Below are 17,034 nucleotides of genomic sequence, written 5' to 3' on the forward strand. Positions count from 1 at the left end.
GAAATGTTAAAACAAAGAGTCGTGACGGCTTTTTTTTTATTCATGGGTATGGGCTGGGCACTTTTTTATACCTCGGAAAAACAATGGCTTGTCTTAGTGGCGCTAATTGCCATAGTCGCCTTATGGGAATGGGCACAGCTAGGTCGTTATTCTTTGCTTAATACTGGTTTATATGTATTAGGCAGTATGGGAGTTTTTCTCCTCATACTGTTCCTTGATACTACGAATTCAATTATCCTGACGATAAATATTTTATCAGTGGCCTTTTGGCTGATTATAGCTCCCCTTTGGTTAAAAAGAGGTTGGCACTTACAGAATAAGTGGACACATGCATTACTTGGGTGGTTACTGATTTTTGCGACTTTTTCTTCACTCTCGGTCATAAAACAATCTGGCGCCCTCCACTTACTGTTATTGTTTGGTGTTATTTGGTTGTCTGATAGTGCTGCCTACTTTGCCGGTAGATCTTTTGGGCGACACAAGTTAGCACCCAGTATTAGCCCTGGTAAAACTTGGGAAGGGGTAGCAGGGGCATTGTTTGCTGTTGGTTTATATGGTCTCTTTTTACAGTTATTTTGGCCTTGGCAGAAAATCCCTTTAACCATTTGGATACAGGCTCATCCTATCTTGTTTTACAGCTTGTTGCTGACTATAGTGGCCTTTGGGATTGAGGGGGATTTGTTTGAATCTTGGTTAAAAAGATGTGTGGGGGTGAAAGATAGTGGATTTATTCTACCTGGTCATGGTGGTATTCTAGACCGAATTGACGCCCTCATCGCAACGTTACCCATCATGGCTATTTGGACGCAGAGTTTGATTAAATAATCTATGACTAAGCCATCTATTACCATTTTAGGATCCACAGGGTCAATCGGGCGAAGCACTTTACAAGTGGTTGCTTTGCACCCTGATAAATATCAAATTTTTGCGTTAAGTGCCTTTAATAACGTTGAGCTACTCTTTGAACAATGTAAAGTATTTACACCTCATTACGCAGTTTTAGCTGCTATCACGCCTAACCCTGAACTTGATCAACGTTTTAAAGAAATTGGCGTTGAACTATTGTTTGGTCTTGATGCCCTTGAATACATTGCGGCACATGATACAGTGGATATTGTGATGGCAGCTATTGTTGGCGTAGCAGGATTACAGTCAACGCTGGCTGCGGCGCGTTGCGGTAAAAGAATTCTTCTGGCCAATAAAGAATCGCTGGTGGTGTCAGGAAAACTCTTGATTGATGCAGTGAAACAACATCATGCGACCTTATTACCTGTGGATAGCGAACATAATGCTATTTTTCAATCACTCCCAATAAACCATCAACAAGGGTTGGATCAGCATGGGATACGTAAAATTATTTTGACAGCTTCTGGCGGTCCTTTTTTACATAAACAATTCCATGAATTAACTCATATTACTCCAGAGCAAGCATGTAAACACCCTAACTGGAATATGGGTAAGAAAATCTCCGTAGATTCAGCCACCATGATGAATAAGGCTTTGGAGTTGATTGAGGCCTGTTGGTTATTTAACGCATCGGCCTCTCAGGTGGAAGTCCTCATACACCCACAAAGCATCATACATTCTATGGTGACCTATAAAGATGGATCCGTTATTGCTCAATTAGGGTGTCCTGATATGCGTACTCCCATCGCCCACGCCCTGGCTTATCCAGAGAGAATTGAGTCGGGAGTTGAGATACTAGATCTGGCTAAAATTGGTACGTTACAGTTTGAAGCAGTAAATATGGAACGCTTTCCTGCTATACGCTTGGCTTATGAGGTAGTACAAACTGGTGGAACTGCCAGTGCTATTTTCAACGCAGCAAACGAAGTGGCAGTAGGAAGTTTTTTGGAGGGGGAGATACCCTTTAACCATATTACAGAAATCATCGAAAGAGTACTGAACCACATGACAATGGGTCCTGTGGAGTCTCTGGCGGCCGTTTTGGCGGCTGACCACCAAGCAAGATTAGTTACTCAACAAATCATTAAGAAAAGTAAGGTATAGAAAATGGGTATGATTGAAACATTAGCGGCATTTTTAGTGACGCTATTAGTATTAATTACTGTTCATGAATTTGGCCATTTTTATGTGGCCAAACTCTCAGGAGTGAAAGTTTTACGCTTTTCAATTGGCTTTGGTAAACCCATTTGGCAAAAACGTTTTGGTAGCGATAAGACTGAGTTGGTCCTTGCTATGCTCCCCTTGGGTGGATATGTGAAAATGCTCGATGAACGAGAGGCGCCGGTTCCGCACAATGAGTTACATCGTGCTTTTAACAACCAAACACTCTTTAAAAGATTTGCGATTGTTAGCGCAGGGCCTTTAGCTAACTTTATTTTAGCTATTCTCCTCTTTACTATTCTTAATATGGTGGGCATGACAGGTATGCGTCCTTACGTGGATAGTCCTGCAAAAGGAACCGTAGCCGATAGTGCTGGATTACAAGCTGGAGAATTGATTACTGAAGTGGATGCTCAAAAAGTAGCCAGCTGGAGTGATCTTGAACCTCTGTTAGTAGAAAAAACGCTCAGTGAACAGAAAATCACCTTACAAGTTCAAGATGGCAGTGGACATATTGCGTTGAAGACATTGGATCTCTTTGGTTTCGATCTATCGCAAGCAGGACAAGACTTAATTAAAGAACTGGGTATTACGCCTTGGAATCCTCCCCTTGAGGCAGTTGTTGATCAAATCCTGCCAGATAGTCCGGCCGCCAAAGCAGGGTTAGAAAAAGGAGATAAATTTATATCAGTGAACAATCAACCGGTTTTAGATTGGCAAGCATTAGTGAAGACTGTTCAGTCGCACGCAAACCAAGAGTTGATAGTTCAGGTAGAGCGCGCTAAGCAAATACGTCAGATCAAGATTATTCCTGAAGCATTTAAGGGTCCAGATGGTTTGGTGATTGGACGAATCGGGGTGATGCCCATGCGTGATATTCAGTTGATTAATAAATTAAGAATTAACGTTAAGTATCCTCTGGGACAAGCGGTTATCAAATCCGTCGATAAAACATGGGACGTAACTGCTTTAACCTTTAAAACTTTTGGCATGATGCTAGTTGGTAAAGCCTCTTGGAAAAGTATAGGAGGGCCTGTACAGATTGCGGGATTTGCTGGAGAGACAGCGAAATTGGGTATTGTTCCCTTTTTATCCTTTGTTGCTTTAATCAGTATCAGTCTGGGTGCGTTGAATTTACTTCCAATACCGGTATTAGATGGCGGCTATTTGTTGTATTATGTAGTGGAATTATTAAAAGGGAGTCCAGTACCTGATTCATTTATTGCTTTTACACAAAAAATTGGACTGGTACTACTCACTGCACTCATGGCTTTCGCCTTATATAACGACATACATAGACTGTTTACTAATTGACCTGATTTCATGATCAAACAACTACTTTCTGTCCTGCTTTTATGCTCTATTAGTATCTTTGCTTTTGCTTTAGACTCCTTTGTCATTAAGGATATTAGAGTTGAGGGTGCGCAACGTATTGAAGTGGGAACTATCTTTACTTACCTGCCCGTCAAAGTGGGCGATAAGGTAACCGATGAAAAGGCCTCTGAGGCGCTGAAGGCTCTATATGGTACGGGGTTTTTTTCTGATGTGGTGTTAGAAAACGATCATGACGTATTAGTGGTTAAGGTCCATGAACGTCCAGCGATTGCGAAACTTGAAATTAACGGCTCAAAAGAGTTTCCAAAAGACCAACTTAAGGAAGCTTTGAAATCCATTGGTCTGGTGGAAGGTCGTATTTACGATAAGTCGCTTCTTGATAAAGCGGAAAAAGAATTAAAGCGGCAGTATTTGAGTAAAGGACATTATTCAGCTCAAGTTATTGCCACGGTAACTCCCATGGATCGCAACCGGGTAGCGATTTCTTTAAATATTGTGGAAGGGGATACTGCTGAAATTAAGTCTATCGATATTATTGGTGTTAAAGCTTTTAAAGAGAAAGATTTATTAGCACAGCTTAAATTATCTACTCATGATTGGCTGAGCTGGTATACCAAAAACGATCAATATTCTAAGCAAAAACTCAGTGGTGATTTGGAGTCATTAAAAAGTTATTACGAGGATCGAGGTTATCTAGAGTTTGCTATTCTCTCCACTCAGGTGGCTATCTCTCCCGATAAATTAGGTATCTATATTACTGTTACTATCTCTGAGGGGAAGCGCTACACTGTCTCCAATGTGAATATGGCAGGGCGTTTTGTGGTACCGAAGGCGGAATTGGAAAAACTGATTAAGCTTAAAAAAGGTGAAGTGTTTTCAAGACAAAATGTCACGGAGTCCATTAAGGCGATATCTGACAGGTTGGCCAATGAGGGATATTCTTTTGCTAATATCAATGCTAATCCGCAAATTAATAAAGATAATCAAACAGCTTCTTTTACTTTTGTTATTGATCCAGGTCGTCGAGTTTACGTGCGCCACGTTAACATTTATGGCAATGCTAGAACTCGTGACGAAGTGATAAGGCGCGAGGTACGGCAGTTGGAAGGCGGTTGGTATTCTATAGCTAAAATTAATCGCTCAAAAGAACGTATTGATCGCTTGGGTTTCTTTAAAGAAGTGACCGTGGATACCAAACCAGTTCCAGGGACCACTGATCAGGTGGATGTGAACTTCACTGTGGTTGAGCAGCAAACGGGTTCCATTCAATTAGGTGCTGGTTATTCTCAAGTACAAAAGATTATTTTGAGTGGTAGTATCAGTCAAAACAACTTATTTGGTACAGGTAATTCTCTGACTCTTGCGTTAAATACTGGTTTGGTGAGTAGGAATATTTCATTAAGCTACTTTAATCCTTATTGGACGGAGGATGGGATAGGACGATCATATAGTATTTATGATCAATCTTTAGATACCACCTCGCTGATTGGTGTAAGCCCATACAGTACTAATACTATTGGTGCAGATACACATTGGACTGTTCCCTTGAGTGAAACCAATGCCTATACTTTTGGTTTTGGATTTGAGTCAACCAACGTCAATGTTTATACGGGCAGTCCACTGCAGTATTTAGGCTTTGTTAATCAGTTTGGCGATTTGGCTAGAACCATTAAAAGTGATATTGGTTTTACGAAGGATACGCGCGACAGTATCCTCTATCCTACCCGAGGAGCGAATCAACGCTATCGTTTAGAGGTGGGTTTGCCGGGTGCCGATTTGAAGTACTATAAAGCTACAGCAGATGATCAGTGGTTAACGCCAACATTTAAAAAAGATATTACTTTCTCCGCTTCCTCTCACCTAGGTTATGCCAATGGTTATGGTGGACAACCGTTGGCTTTCTTTAAAAACTTTTTTGGTGGGGGGCCGAACTCTGTTCGTGGTTACTATCCTTTTAGCTTGGGGCCACAGGCACAAGATATTTATGGCAATATTTATAACTTAGGGGGGGCAAAACTTGCCACAGGTAGTTTGGAGATTTATTTCCCCTTTCCAGGACTTGCTAACGATCACTCGTTCCGTTTAAGTACTTTTCTTGACGGCGGTAATGTATTTGGACAAAACCAGCCTATTTCAACCAGCCAATTTCGATATTCTTACGGGCTTGGGGTGAACTGGTATTCCCCATTAGGGCCGTTACAATTTAGTTATGCTTTTCCCTTTAAAACCCAACCCTATGATAATATTGAAAGATTACAGTTTCAGTTAGGTTCAACATTTTAAGAGAGTACTGATATGAAATTCTTAAGACTAGTTTTAGCCGTTGCACTTTTATCCTCTGTTTCAGCTGTCTATGCTGATAATGTCAAAATTGGTTGGATTAATATTGAACGGATTTTCCGTGAGGCAGCTCCGGCGCAAAAGGCTACTAAAAAACTTGAGCAAGAGTTTGCTTCTCGTGATGCTGATCTTCAACGTTTAGGTAAACAAGCACGTGACCTTCAAACTTCTTTAGACAGAGATGGTTTGACCATGTCTGAGTCTGACCGTAATGCTAAGCAACGTGAGTTAGCTGATTTAAACCGTGAATTTCAACGTAAACAAAGAGAGTTTCGTGAAGATCTTAATACCCGTCGTAATGAAGAGTTGGCCGGTATCCAAGAGAGAGCGAATAAGGTGATACGTCAGATTGCCGTATCCGAAAAATACGATTTAATTTTATCTGATGTGATTTATGCAAGCCCTACAATTGATTTGACTGACAAAGTGTTAAAGGCACTGTCTGATAAGTAATAGGAAGAGTGTTTGAAGTCAAAGTTATCATATTCTTTATCGCAAATTGCTCAGCAGTGTCAGGCTGAAGTATCGGGTGATGGTTCCGTTCTGATTGATGGGATTGGAACCATTGCTGGGGCTCAGGCAGGTGATATTACTTTCTTATCCAATTCGCTGTATCGTGACTCCCTAAAAAGTACAGGGGCCAGTGCGGTTATACTGTCTCCTGAGGATCTCTCCTGTATTTCTTGCAGTGGTTTGATAAGTAAAAACCCCTATGCCACTTATGCGCGAGTAGCTCAATTACTTTTTCCTATAGCAAGACGCTCTACTTGTGTGCATCCTAGTGCGGTGATTTCTCAGGACGTAGTGCTGCCGCAACATATCGTCATTGGGCCCAATGTGGTAATTGAGTCTGGAGTGAAGTTGGGTGAGGGAGTAGTCATTGAGGCAGGATGCTTTATTGGTCAAGATTCGATCATTGGTGCGAATTCAAAATTGTACCCTAAGGTAACGCTCTATCACTCTACCCAACTGGGCGAGAGGGCTATTGTTCATGGGGGAGTGGTTATCGGATCCGATGGCTTTGGTATGGCTTGGGATAAGGGAAGTTGGATTAAAATCCCGCAAATTGGTAGAGTGATCATTGGTAACGATGTTGAAATCGGAGCCAATACCACCATTGATCGTGGGGCCATTGACAACACAGTGATTGAAGATGGAGTGAAATTAGATAATCAAATCCAAATTGCACATAACTGTCATATTGGCGCACATACTGTTATCGCAGGTTGTACGGGTGTGTCGGGCAGTACTACCATAGGTAAATATTGTCGTATTGGTGGGGGGGTGGGGATTGTTGGACATTTGAAGATTTGTGACGGGGTTACCGTAACGGGTTTCACAATGGTGACAAAATCAATTACAGAACCCGGAATGTATTCCTCTGGAGTGCCGGGTACTCTCCACAAAAATTGGATGGAGACTTTAGTCCATTTACGAAATCTCTCCGATTGGGTTAAACGCGTCAAAGCTTTAGAGAAAGTATTTAAAAAAGAGGAATAGAGGTGAACATGACTATTATGGATATCAAAGAAGTGATGAAGTACCTTCCACATAGATACCCTTTTTTGCTCATCGATAAAGTAATTGATTTGAAGGAGGGGGAATTTATCACGGCTGTTAAAAATGTGACCATGAATGAGGATTTTTTTCAAGGACATTTTCCAGGTCATCCTGTTATGCCAGGAGTATTGATTATTGAAGCAATGGCTCAGGCGGCCGCTCTGCTTAGCTATAAAACAGAGGGGACGCAACCCAATGGCAATATGGTGACTTATTTTATTGGTATTGATAAGGCCCGTTTTAGAGCTCCTGTTTTTCCTGGCGATCAACTAATTCTTAAAGCTAAATTAATACGACGCTCTTCACGCCTGTGGAAATATGAAACACAAGCACTGGTGGATGACAAGATAGTTTCAGAGGCTGAACTGTTATGTACTGAGAAGAATATCGCAGAATGATGATCCATCCCACAGCCATTATTCATCCCAATGCTCAACTTGATGAAGGTGTTAAAGTTGGCGCTTATTCGATTATTGACGAACAGGTGATTATTGGACGAGATACGGTTATTGGCGATCACGTTAAAATTTCTGGTAAAACAATCATTGGTCAACGTAATAAGATTTATTCTTTTGCAGCTCTCGGTGGGGAACCTCAAGATAAAAAGTATCGCGGGGAAAACACGGCCTTAGAAATTGGTCATGATAATGTTATCAGGGAGTTCTGTACGTTTAATATCGGTACCATTGATGATGGTGGGGTAACTCGATTAGGTAACCATAACTGGATTATGGCTTACGTTCATCTGGCTCACGATTGCCAGGTGGGGAATCATACCACTTTTGCAAATAATGCCAGTCTTGCGGGTCATGTCCATGTGGACGATTGGGCTATTCTAGCCGGTTTTTCTGGGGTACATCAGTTCTGTCGTGTTGGAGCACACAGTTTTATAGGGATCTCCGCGGTTGTTACGCAAGATGTTCCACCCTTTGTGACGGTAGCAGGCAATCCCACCTCCCCTCATGGGGTGAATAGCGAGGGCATGAAACGTCGCGGTTTTAGTGCAGAAGAGATTATGGCAGTAAAACGAGCTTATAAAAAACTTTATCGCTCTTCTTTATCACTGGAAGACGCCAAAATTGCAATTAAAGAATTGGTTGCAGAGTATCCAAAAATGGAGTCTTTTTTAGACTTTCTATTGCAACCTAGCTCTCGTGGCATTATGCGCTAATGTTAAAGATTGGTATAGTGGCAGGGGAGGCATCAGGTGATCAGTTAGGTGCTTCATTAATACAAACTTTAAAAAAACACTATCCACATATTCACTTTGAAGGTATTGCGGGACCTTTAATGATGGCTGAAGGTGCCCGATCTCTTTTTCCTATGGAGAAGCTATCTGTACGCGGATACTTGGAAGTCATTCTTTCTATTCGTGAATTACTGTCTATACGTAGACAATTAGTTCACTATTTTATTAATAATCCCCCAGACTTATTTATTGGTATCGATGCCCCAGACTTTAACTTGGGAGTAGAAGAAAAGTTACATGCTAAAGGGATTAAAACTGTTCAGATGGTAGCGCCCACCGTCTGGGCCTGGCGAGAGGGAAGGATTCCTCTTATTCAACGCGCAGTGGACCGCTTGTTGGTAATCTTCCCATTTGAAAAAGATTATTTTGCTAAGCAACATGTGACTGCTACCTACATTGGCCATCCTTTGGTGAATCAGATCCCGTATCCGGTGCAGCGTGTAAAAGCCCGAGAATCACTGGGTATAGACGCAGAAAAACGTGTGATCGCACTATTACCCGGTAGTCGTCAATCAGAGATTAAGTACCATGCAAATTTATTTATTGCTGTAGCAAGAAGGCTCAGTCAAGAACACCCACAGTTAGTTTTTTTGATACCGTTTATTAATACTAGACTAAAAGATATGTTTTATCAGCAAGTGGGTTCCAGCATAAAGGATTTACCTCTAATTATGCTGCAAGAAAACGCCCACCGCGCTCTATCCGCTGCAGAAGTCGCTTTAGTGGCATCAGGGACCGCTACCTTAGAAGCGGCTTTGTATGACTGCCCGCAAGTTGTGACGTATACACTCTCCTCTTTGACCGCCTGGATGGTACGCCGTAAAAAGAAAAAAGGTTTTGTTGCGTTACCTAATTTGATTTTAGATGAACCCATTATTGATGAGTGGCTACAAGAGGGGGCTACAGTGACCAATATTACCCAAAGTATCAGTTTATTATTGTCCCCAAGTGTCAAACGCGAGCAGATGATATTGGCCTATCAAAGAATGCGCCAAGCCTTAGAGTTGGATACGGAAAGTGCCATGATGGAGGGGATAAAACAAGTTTTAGATCAACATGCTAATTAAAAAAAAGATAGGGTTGAGAGAGGGAATAGAACCTTTGGTAGGTCTCATCGCAGGTCTTGATGAAGCCGGTCGTGGGCCCATTGCAGGTCCTGTGATGGCAGCCGCTGTCATTTTGGATCCCCGCCATCCAATTGATGGCTTAAATGATTCTAAGCAACTCAGTCAAGCAAAAAGGGATCAGTTGTCCCCATTAATTAAGAAGAATGCTCTCTCCTGGGCAGTGGCTGAGGCCAGCGTGGAGGAAATTGATGAGATAAATATTCTTCAGGCCTCTTTATTGGCCATGCGGCGTGCTTTACTGAATCTGTCTCTTCAACCAGATGGTGTCTATATTGATGGTAACCAGTTTATTCTTTGTGATTACTCGATGTACGCCATAGTAGGCGGGGATGCAAGGGTGTCAGCCATATCCGCCGCTTCTATTCTAGCGAAGACAGAACGCGATAAATATATGCTTAATTTACATCAACAATATCCCTATTATGGCTTTGCTCAGCATAAGGGTTACCCAACGCAACACCATCTTAAGATGCTTGCTGAGCATGGGGTCAGTTGTCATCATCGAAAAAGTTTTCGTCCTGTACGAGAGCGAATATGAAAACCATTACCTCCACGGAAAACCCATTGGTGCGTCATATTGTTCGTCTTGCCAAAGACAATCTCTACCGTCAACAAACTCAACAAGCAGTGATTGAAGGTATTCATTTGGTTGAGGGGCTCTCGCACAGCCATAGTGCGACACTGGACACCCTGATTTACTCGGCAGAGAAGGGGGCTAATCAGGAGATCGTTGACTTGGTTAAGGCTAATTTTAGTCAGGCCATTGAAGTTCCTCCTGGGGTATTTAAGAAACTGAGTACCTTGTCTTCTCCTGATGGCTTAATGGCAGTGATCAATATCCACTCTTATCGGCCTTCCTATAGTAGTAGAGGCTTTTGTTTGATGCTTGATAATATTCAAGATCCGGGAAATGTGGGGACCTTATTGCGCTCAGCTGCAGCCAGTGGCTTTAATAGAATATTGTTGTCCAAAGGTTGCGCCCACGTTTGGTCTCCTAAGGTGCTACGCGCTGCCATGGGGGCGCATTTTGTGCTGTCTATACACGAACAGGTGGAGGTGTTAGAGTCTCTTACACAGACTCATCAAGAGGTATGGCTCGCAGCACTTACAGATAGTAGTGAAGATTATAAGCAGGTGAATTTATCCCAACCCTTTACACTGGTGATTGGCAATGAAGGGAGCGGTATAGATCCTCAACTATTAAAACATTACTCAAACCATCTTCATATTCCAATGATCAATCAAGTGGAGTCGCTGAATGCAGCAGTGGCAGGCTCTATTATCATGTTTGAAAGCTTAAGACAGCAATCACCATTTACCAAACCTTAATGGCAAAAATAGCTCCAATTTGAATAGCATTGCCATTGGCACTTTGGTTGTTGAGTAATCCGTTGAAATGAAAATAACCTATTTCAGGGACAAAACTGGTACTGTCTGTTAATCTTATTTTACCGCCTGATGCAATACCGATCGCATTGAAGTGGTTACTGCCTGTACTGCCTACAGCAGTGGGAATAGCTGTATAGACTTCCCGCAGTTCCGTAAACCAAGTGTATTGTTGATTTAAAGTGTGACTGAGAACCAAATCTACCCCTGGACTATAAGCACTTTTAGAAACGCCAGAGAGATCTAAACAGGAATAAGCTAATCCCCCACTAACGCCACTTGATAAGCGTCATTCAGGTTGGTTAAGCGCTTTTTCAAGTCCACTTCGCTACCCAAGGTAGGTCCAACGCTAGTAAAAGGAAGGGCTACTTGTACCAAGCGATAGCCAATATCTAGGTCGTCAGTTAACCCATAGCGAAGGCCCGCATGGGGAATGGCCCCTGTAAAACTGTTACTTTGTGGGTTTCCCACTCGAGCAAACTGTGCTCCAGTTCCGGCAATGACTCCCAGACCTCCTGGATTAAGCGTTTTGGCATCAGAAAAACCTAATAGCCAGAAAGCATAGGTGGGTTGATAGAAACCAAATAAAGTAACCAGTAAGAGTATGTTAAACGCATTTTTACGCATGATAAGTAGGTCCAAGTTGAGATAGAAATATGAGTGGTCAGTTAACTGTCAATTCTGTCACGTCAATACAGGTTTCTCGATAAGCCAGTTTGATGCAAAATTGTAGTAGATAGTTCTTCGATAGACATATTTGTTGAGTCTAAAAAGGGGATACCTTGTCCTCTCATCAGTGCTTCCGCAGCTTGAATTTCATAGCGACAGTTTGCGAGTGAGGCGTATTCACTATCCGGTCGTCTCTCAGAACGAATCTGGTGTAATCGTACAGCTTTGATAGATAGTCCCCATAGCTTATTCTTGAAGCTATTTAACGCATCAGGCAGTTTTTGTCGGTGAAGATCTTCTGGAATAATCGGGTAATTAGCCGCTTTAATGCCAAATTGCATGGCTAGATAGAGACTAGTAGGGGTTTTACCACAACGTGATACCCCCACTAAAATAATTTCCGCTTCATTGAGCCCCCTAGCACTAACCCCATCATCATGGGCCATGGTGAAATTAATGGCTTCAATTCGTTGAGTGTAAGTCTTTGAATCGCCAGTGCCATGGGAGCGACCAATGGCATGGGACGAGGCAAGACCCAGAGCATTTTCTAAGGGGGAGATGAAAATTTCAAAAAAATCAAAGACTAAGGCCTGTGAGAGACGAACTATCTGACGTAGGTCATCATTGATTAAGGTACTAAACACAATAGCTTGGTTGCCATCTTCAAGTCCGGCTTGGTTAATAATTTGGACCGCCTCTTCAGCCTTTTCCTTGGAGGCGATAAAAGGCAGAGTCCGTCTCTTAAAAGAAACGGATTCAAATTGAGTGATTAAACTCTGTCCCAACATTTCTGCGGTGATACCGGTTCGATCGGAGACGTAAAAAACACTTCTTTTGGGCATAGGAAAATCTCTTTATTTGTGTAACCTATTATTTCATGAATATTTTATAATAGAAGTTTTTGTGGTGGTTAGGGGAAAACTATGTCTGGGGAATATATTCGTTGGTTTGAAGCATTACGTATGACTGATGTTGACTCAGTGGGAGGAAAGAATGCTTCTCTAGGTGAGATGATTAGCCAGTTAAGTCATGCTGGGGTTCGAGTTCCCGGTGGCTTTGCCACCACCGCACTGGCCTTTCGGGATTTTCTGAAGGAAGGCGAGTTGGAAAAAAGGATTCAGGATGTTCTAAGCAGTTTAAATGTGGATGATGTGAATGCACTGGCTCAAGCGGGTAAACAAATCCGTCAATGGGTTCTAGATGCCCCTTTACCTAAAAGATTATTAGATGAGATTGCTCATGCCTATCAAAATCTGGCTGTGGGCAGTGAAGCCAATCCCTCTGTAGCAGTGCGCTCTTCCGCCACGGCAGAGGACTTACCAGACGCTTCCTTTGCGGGACAACAAGAGACATTTCTTAATATTTCAGGATTAGAGAACGTTATTGAAGCCGTCAAGCATGTGTTTGCTTCGCTGTATAACGATCGCGCTATCTCTTATCGGGTCCACCAAGGGTTTTCTCATGCTGAAGTTGCCTTGTCAGCGGGTATTCAAAGAATGGCAAGAAGTGATATGGGGGCGAGTGGCGTACTGTTCACCATGGATACTGAGTCAGGTTTTGAGCAAGTGGTTTTAATTACCGCAAGTTGGGGTTTGGGTGAGAGTGTGGTTCAGGGAGCAGTAAATCCCGATGAGTACTATGTAAGTAAAATAGCTTTAAACCACAACAAACCTGCTGTACTGATGCGTAACTTAGGCTCTAAGTCCACAAAAATGATTTACAGCGCCGATAAAACTGCTGGAAAAACAGTGGCCACGGTAGAAACGGAGGAAAAAGATCGTCAGCGTTTTTGCTTAAATAACGACGAACTTGAGGAATTAGCCCGATATGCCATGATCATTGAGAAGCATTATCAACGTCCTATGGATGTGGAGTGGGCCAAAGACGGTGTTGATGGGAAGTTATATATTCTTCAAGCTCGACCAGAAACTGTAGCCTCTCGTAATAATGCTGATACGCTAGAGCGTTATCAATTACAACAGCAAGGCGAAGTACTGGTTACAGGCCGCGCTATTGGTCAAAAAATCGGTGCCGGTAAAGTTAAGATTATTTTTGATGTTAGTGAAATGGACCAGGTTCTGCCTGGCGACGTATTGGTTACCGATATGACGGATCCTAACTGGGAACCTATTATGAAACGTGCCTCCGCGATTGTCACTAATCGTGGAGGGAGAACCTGTCATGCTGCGATTATTGCCCGTGAATTAGGTATCCCTGCGGTGGTGGGTTGTGAAAATGCTACTGAGGTTCTGAAACATATTGAGCAAGTAACGGTCTCTTGCGCAGAGGGAGAAACGGGGCAGATTTATAAAGGTATACTTGATTTCAAAGTGAACTCTGTCACCTTGGATAGTATGCCTTCCATTCCAGTTAAAATCACCATGAATGTCGGGAATCCGCAATTGGCATTTGCTTTTCAACGTTTACCCAATGATGGGGTAGGTTTGGCGCGTTTAGAATTTATTATCAGTGCCATGATTGGAGTGCATCCCCGCGCTTGTCTTGATTACCCTAATCTACCAGCCGAGTTAAAAGATGAGGTGGAAGAAAAATCGAGGGGTTACACAAACCCTGTGCATTTTTACCGGGAGAAGTTAACAGAGGGTATTTCAACTTTAGCGGCGGCTTTTTGGCCCAAAAAAGTTATTGTACGTTTGTCTGATTTTAAATCCAATGAATATACTAATTTAATTGGTGGTAAGCAGTATGAACCCCATGAAGAAAATCCTATGTTAGGTTTTAGGGGGGCGGCTCGTTATATTTCTTCTTCCTTTAAAGAATGTTTTGAACTGGAGTGTCAAGCCCTTAAGCATGTCCGAGATGTGATGGGTTTTACCAACGTTGAGATTATGGTACCCTTCGTCAGAAGTTTATCTGAAGCTGACCGCACTCTGGCCTTATTAAGCGAACTCGGTTTAAAAAGAGGTGACAATGGCTTACGCATTGTGATGATGTGCGAGATTCCAGCCAATGCCATTCTGGCTGATCAATTCTTAGAGCGTTTCGATGGATTTTCCATTGGTTCTAATGATTTAACGCAAATGACCCTCGCTGTGGATCGTGATTCAGGGTTGGTGGCCCATGCCTTTGATGAGCGCGACCCTGCCGTTAAAGCGATGCTGCACCTTGCTATCAGTGCTTGCCGTCGTGCTAATAAGTATGTAGGAATTTGCGGCCAAGGGCCCTCAGATCATCCAGACCTTGCCCAATGGTTAATGGCGGAGGGTATTGAGTCCATGTCTCTTAACCCAGATTCAGTTATCTCTACTTGGTTATTTCTGGCTAAACCCGTTTAGTCAAAAAGTGAACAAGTAATACTGCGCTTCACTCGTCAAGGGTGAAGCGTTTCTTTATCGATTATGGACGATCATTAACACAGATGTTATGAAACTTAAATGTGCACTAATTGGGACTGGTCTTATGGGAACCCCCATGGGCATGAGGTTACTTGATCATGGTTATCAGCTGTTCGTCTGGAACCGTACGCCGGAGAAATGCCAACCCTTAATCGATGCTGGAGCCTTATGGTGTGACTCTCCTTATGTGGCGAGCACGCAAGCAGATGTCATTATGACTATGTTAAGTCATGCCCATGCGGTGAGTGAAGTTTTAGAAAAAGGGATATTGCAAGCACTCAACGCAAAGAAAATATTTATTGATATGAGCTCTATTCCTCCGCAGAATGCAAAACAGCATGCTGCCTGGTGTCATGATCAGGGAGCCTTGGTTTTAGATGCTCCGGTGTCAGGGGGAGTGGTGGGTGCAGAGCAGGGTACTTTGGCCATTATGGCTGGGGGCGATAGGTCAGCTTTTGATCAAGCCTTGGCTATTTTTACTGTTTTAGGTAGAGCAACCTACATTGGTGAGGCTGGGGCAGGAGCCTTGGCTAAATTAGCGAATCAAATGATTGTGGGGATTTCTATTGCGGCAGTTGCCGAGGCCATGACTCTTATGGCCCAAACTGGGGCTAATCCTAGAGCGGTGCGAGAAGCTATACGCGGAGGTTTTGCGGAAAGTCGCATCTTGGAACTTCATGGACAACGTATGATTGAGCGCTCTTTTATTCCTGGAGCCCATGCTTCAACGCAGCTGAAAGATTTAAATACAGCCTTGTCTGTCGCGCAGGAAGTCCATGTTGATTTACCTTTACTAAATAAGACGCGCGATTTGTTTGCAACCATGGTAGAAAATGGTTTTGCAGATCTTGATCATAGCGCTTTAATACTGGAGATTGAGCGCCTGAATCATATTCTCCGATAACAAGATCTTTGTCGTTGTGAAGGCTGCCTGTTTACGCCGAAGAAGGTTTAAGACAATTGATTCCTCAAAGGTGTGAAGTCACGCACTAAATTTTTGCCTTTCAGATGTACAAAATTTATAAACTCTTGTGTAATGGGCGGCAACAATTTTTCTTTTCGATAGACCAAATACCAATAACGCATGGCAGGAAAATCTTTGACATCTAATATGGTTAAGTGTTTGAGAGCGATTTCTAAATTAATATTAAACGCTGAGATAAAGGCAATACCCATGCCTGAGCGCACAGCTTGTTTAATTGACTCGGTACTTTGAACGGCTAAGGTAATATTCAGATCTTTTGAATTGTCTTTGAATTTTTCAATGATGGCTTCTCTGGTATCGGAGCCCATTTCACGAGTAATGAATGGTTCCTCGAGAAGCCGTTTAATGGGAATCTCTTTCTGATTAGCCAAGGGGTGATCAGGTCTTGCTACAATCACGTAAGGGTGAGGTGCAAACTTTTCCAATATCACTTCGAATTCAGTTGGCGGGGTGCACATAATGACTAAATCTATCTCATTTTCACTTAATTTTTCAATTAAACTAGCACGGTTAGCAATGGTTAACTCCACCTGTTTGGTGGCAGTGAGCGTTTTGAATTCCGCCAGAATATGGGGGAAGAAATAGTCCGCAGCGCTATTGACCCCAACATTCAACGTTCCACTGGAATTACCTTTAAACATATCCATGGCCGCTTCCGCATCGCGAAATTGATTAATAATGAGGCGGGAGTGTTTTAGCATGGCTTCCCCGGCTTGGGTTAAATAGACTTTCTTACCCAATTGCTCAAGCAAGGGAATGCCAACGTGGTTTTCAAGTTGTTTGATCTGAGTGGAAACGGCTGGCTGAGATAAACTCAATTCTTCAGCTGCTCGAGAATAAGAGAGTCGCCTCGCCACGGTTTCAAAAATTTTAAGTTGACGTAGAGTTGCGTGGCGCATATTTTTTTGTTTTGACCGCAGTCTCAAATAGTATTATTACTGAGTCTGTAGTGATGTTTAA

Annotated in this window: 17 protein-coding genes; 13 read left to right on the forward strand and 4 right to left on the reverse strand. The window is 42.6% G+C overall.

All coding sequences use genetic code 11. The features are described from left to right. Nucleotides 1-3: 3 nt before the first annotated feature. From FERRO_RS04465 to FERRO_RS04515, 11 genes are read left to right on the forward strand one after another with little or no spacing between them, the layout of a single operon-like run. The gene (locus FERRO_RS04465) at nt 4-825 is read left to right on the forward strand and encodes a phosphatidate cytidylyltransferase (RefSeq protein WP_056929637.1); all 822 of its coding nucleotides are present in this window, start codon (nt 4-6) and stop codon (nt 823-825) included. Between the two features lie 3 nt (nt 826-828). Then, complete coding sequence (ispC, locus tag FERRO_RS04470; RefSeq protein ID WP_056929638.1) at nt 829-2,010, forward strand: 1-deoxy-D-xylulose-5-phosphate reductoisomerase; 1,182 nt, start codon at nt 829-831, stop codon at nt 2,008-2,010. 9 nt (nt 2,011-2,019) lie between these two features. After that, the gene (gene rseP / locus FERRO_RS04475; protein ID WP_160318101.1) at nt 2,020-3,381 is read left to right on the forward strand and encodes an RIP metalloprotease RseP; all 1,362 of its coding nucleotides are present in this window, start codon (nt 2,020-2,022) and stop codon (nt 3,379-3,381) included. Between the two features lie 9 nt (nt 3,382-3,390). After that, nucleotides 3,391-5,685, forward strand: coding sequence for an outer membrane protein assembly factor BamA (gene bamA / locus FERRO_RS04480; protein ID WP_056929640.1), 2,295 nt, complete (start codon nt 3,391-3,393; stop codon nt 5,683-5,685). 12 nt (nt 5,686-5,697) lie between these two features. Then, on the forward strand, nt 5,698-6,195 hold the full coding sequence (locus tag FERRO_RS04485; protein WP_056929641.1) for an OmpH family outer membrane protein: 498 nt from the start codon (nt 5,698-5,700) through the stop codon (nt 6,193-6,195). Nucleotides 6,196-6,207: 12 nt separating this feature from the next. Continuing rightward, nucleotides 6,208-7,242: a UDP-3-O-(3-hydroxymyristoyl)glucosamine N-acyltransferase gene (gene lpxD / locus FERRO_RS04490; protein WP_056929642.1), complete on the forward strand. Its 1,035-nt coding sequence runs from the start codon at nt 6,208-6,210 to the stop codon at nt 7,240-7,242. 17 nt (nt 7,243-7,259) lie between these two features. Beyond that, nucleotides 7,260-7,700 carry a 3-hydroxyacyl-ACP dehydratase FabZ gene (gene fabZ / locus FERRO_RS04495; protein WP_082601197.1) on the forward strand — a complete coding sequence of 147 codons (441 nt, stop codon included), beginning with the start codon at nt 7,260-7,262 and terminating at the stop codon, nt 7,698-7,700. After that, nucleotides 7,700-8,473: an acyl-ACP--UDP-N-acetylglucosamine O-acyltransferase gene (lpxA, locus tag FERRO_RS04500; RefSeq protein ID WP_056929804.1), complete on the forward strand. Its 774-nt coding sequence runs from the start codon at nt 7,700-7,702 to the stop codon at nt 8,471-8,473. Before fabZ ends, lpxA begins: the two co-directional genes overlap by 1 nt. Further along, nucleotides 8,473-9,618 (forward strand): lipid-A-disaccharide synthase, encoded by a 1,146-nt coding sequence (gene lpxB / locus FERRO_RS04505; RefSeq protein WP_056929644.1) that lies wholly within the window; start codon nt 8,473-8,475, stop codon nt 9,616-9,618. The genes lpxA and lpxB overlap by 1 nt, the downstream gene beginning before the upstream one ends. Then, nucleotides 9,608-10,216: a ribonuclease HII gene (gene rnhB / locus FERRO_RS04510; RefSeq protein WP_056929805.1), complete on the forward strand. Its 609-nt coding sequence runs from the start codon at nt 9,608-9,610 to the stop codon at nt 10,214-10,216. Before lpxB ends, rnhB begins: the two co-directional genes overlap by 11 nt. Further along, entirely contained in the window at nt 10,213-11,007 is a 795-nt protein-coding gene (locus FERRO_RS04515; protein ID WP_056929645.1) for a TrmH family RNA methyltransferase, read from the forward strand. The genes rnhB and FERRO_RS04515 overlap by 4 nt, the downstream gene beginning before the upstream one ends. Here the strand turns inward: FERRO_RS04515 and FERRO_RS04520 are convergent. The 3 genes from FERRO_RS04520 to ppsR form a co-directional block, all read right to left on the reverse strand. Then, complete coding sequence (locus FERRO_RS04520; protein ID WP_056929646.1) at nt 10,994-11,263, reverse strand: hypothetical protein; 270 nt, start codon at nt 11,261-11,263, stop codon at nt 10,994-10,996. The two genes, FERRO_RS04515 and FERRO_RS04520, sit on opposite strands and share 14 nt — an antisense overlap. A gap of 59 nt (nt 11,264-11,322) precedes the next feature. Next, the gene (locus tag FERRO_RS04525; protein ID WP_056929647.1) at nt 11,323-11,691 is read right to left on the reverse strand and encodes a hypothetical protein; all 369 of its coding nucleotides are present in this window, start codon (nt 11,689-11,691) and stop codon (nt 11,323-11,325) included. A 62-nt stretch (nt 11,692-11,753) separates the two neighbouring features. Continuing rightward, entirely contained in the window at nt 11,754-12,575 is an 822-nt protein-coding gene (ppsR, locus tag FERRO_RS04530; protein WP_056929648.1) for a posphoenolpyruvate synthetase regulatory kinase/phosphorylase PpsR, read from the reverse strand. A gap of 81 nt (nt 12,576-12,656) precedes the next feature. On the opposite strand from ppsR, the gene ppsA reads away from it, so the two are divergent. Further along, nucleotides 12,657-15,029 carry a phosphoenolpyruvate synthase gene (ppsA, locus tag FERRO_RS04535; protein WP_056929649.1) on the forward strand — a complete coding sequence of 791 codons (2,373 nt, stop codon included), beginning with the start codon at nt 12,657-12,659 and terminating at the stop codon, nt 15,027-15,029. A gap of 88 nt (nt 15,030-15,117) precedes the next feature. After that, nucleotides 15,118-15,993 (forward strand): NAD(P)-dependent oxidoreductase, encoded by an 876-nt coding sequence (locus FERRO_RS04540; protein ID WP_056929650.1) that lies wholly within the window; start codon nt 15,118-15,120, stop codon nt 15,991-15,993. Nucleotides 15,994-16,040: 47 nt separating this feature from the next. Here FERRO_RS04540 and FERRO_RS04545 read toward each other — a convergent pair whose 3' ends face one another. Beyond that, the gene (locus FERRO_RS04545) at nt 16,041-16,973 is read right to left on the reverse strand and encodes a LysR family transcriptional regulator (protein ID WP_056929651.1); all 933 of its coding nucleotides are present in this window, start codon (nt 16,971-16,973) and stop codon (nt 16,041-16,043) included. Nucleotides 16,974-17,034 lie beyond the last annotated feature (61 nt).

This window comes from Ferrovum sp. JA12, assembly GCF_001431705.1.
Taxonomy (GTDB): domain Bacteria; phylum Pseudomonadota; class Gammaproteobacteria; order Burkholderiales; family Ferrovaceae; genus PN-J185.

What these genes read in the sequence shown, in the direction of transcription:
- FERRO_RS04465 (WP_056929637.1), top strand. Translation starts at nt 4, where the DNA reads ATGTTAAAACAAAGAGTCGTGACGGCTTTTTTTTTATTCATGGGTATG.
- ispC (WP_056929638.1), top strand. Translation starts at nt 829, where the DNA reads ATGACTAAGCCATCTATTACCATTTTAGGATCCACAGGGTCAATCGGG.
- rseP (WP_160318101.1), top strand. Translation starts at nt 2,020, where the DNA reads ATGATTGAAACATTAGCGGCATTTTTAGTGACGCTATTAGTATTAATT.
- bamA (WP_056929640.1), top strand. Translation starts at nt 3,391, where the DNA reads ATGATCAAACAACTACTTTCTGTCCTGCTTTTATGCTCTATTAGTATC.
- FERRO_RS04485 (WP_056929641.1), top strand. Translation starts at nt 5,698, where the DNA reads ATGAAATTCTTAAGACTAGTTTTAGCCGTTGCACTTTTATCCTCTGTT.
- fabZ (WP_082601197.1), top strand. Translation starts at nt 7,260, where the DNA reads ATGGATATCAAAGAAGTGATGAAGTACCTTCCACATAGATACCCTTTT.
- lpxA (WP_056929804.1), top strand. Translation starts at nt 7,700, where the DNA reads ATGATCCATCCCACAGCCATTATTCATCCCAATGCTCAACTTGATGAA.
- lpxB (WP_056929644.1), top strand. Translation starts at nt 8,473, where the DNA reads ATGTTAAAGATTGGTATAGTGGCAGGGGAGGCATCAGGTGATCAGTTA.
- rnhB (WP_056929805.1), top strand. Translation starts at nt 9,608, where the DNA reads ATGCTAATTAAAAAAAAGATAGGGTTGAGAGAGGGAATAGAACCTTTG.
- FERRO_RS04515 (WP_056929645.1), top strand. Translation starts at nt 10,213, where the DNA reads ATGAAAACCATTACCTCCACGGAAAACCCATTGGTGCGTCATATTGTT.
- FERRO_RS04525 (WP_056929647.1), bottom strand. Translation starts at nt 11,691, where the DNA reads ATGCGTAAAAATGCGTTTAACATACTCTTACTGGTTACTTTATTTGGT.
- ppsR (WP_056929648.1), bottom strand. Translation starts at nt 12,575, where the DNA reads ATGCCCAAAAGAAGTGTTTTTTACGTCTCCGATCGAACCGGTATCACC.
- ppsA (WP_056929649.1), top strand. Translation starts at nt 12,657, where the DNA reads ATGTCTGGGGAATATATTCGTTGGTTTGAAGCATTACGTATGACTGAT.
- FERRO_RS04540 (WP_056929650.1), top strand. Translation starts at nt 15,118, where the DNA reads ATGAAACTTAAATGTGCACTAATTGGGACTGGTCTTATGGGAACCCCC.
- FERRO_RS04545 (WP_056929651.1), bottom strand. Translation starts at nt 16,973, where the DNA reads ATGCGCCACGCAACTCTACGTCAACTTAAAATTTTTGAAACCGTGGCG.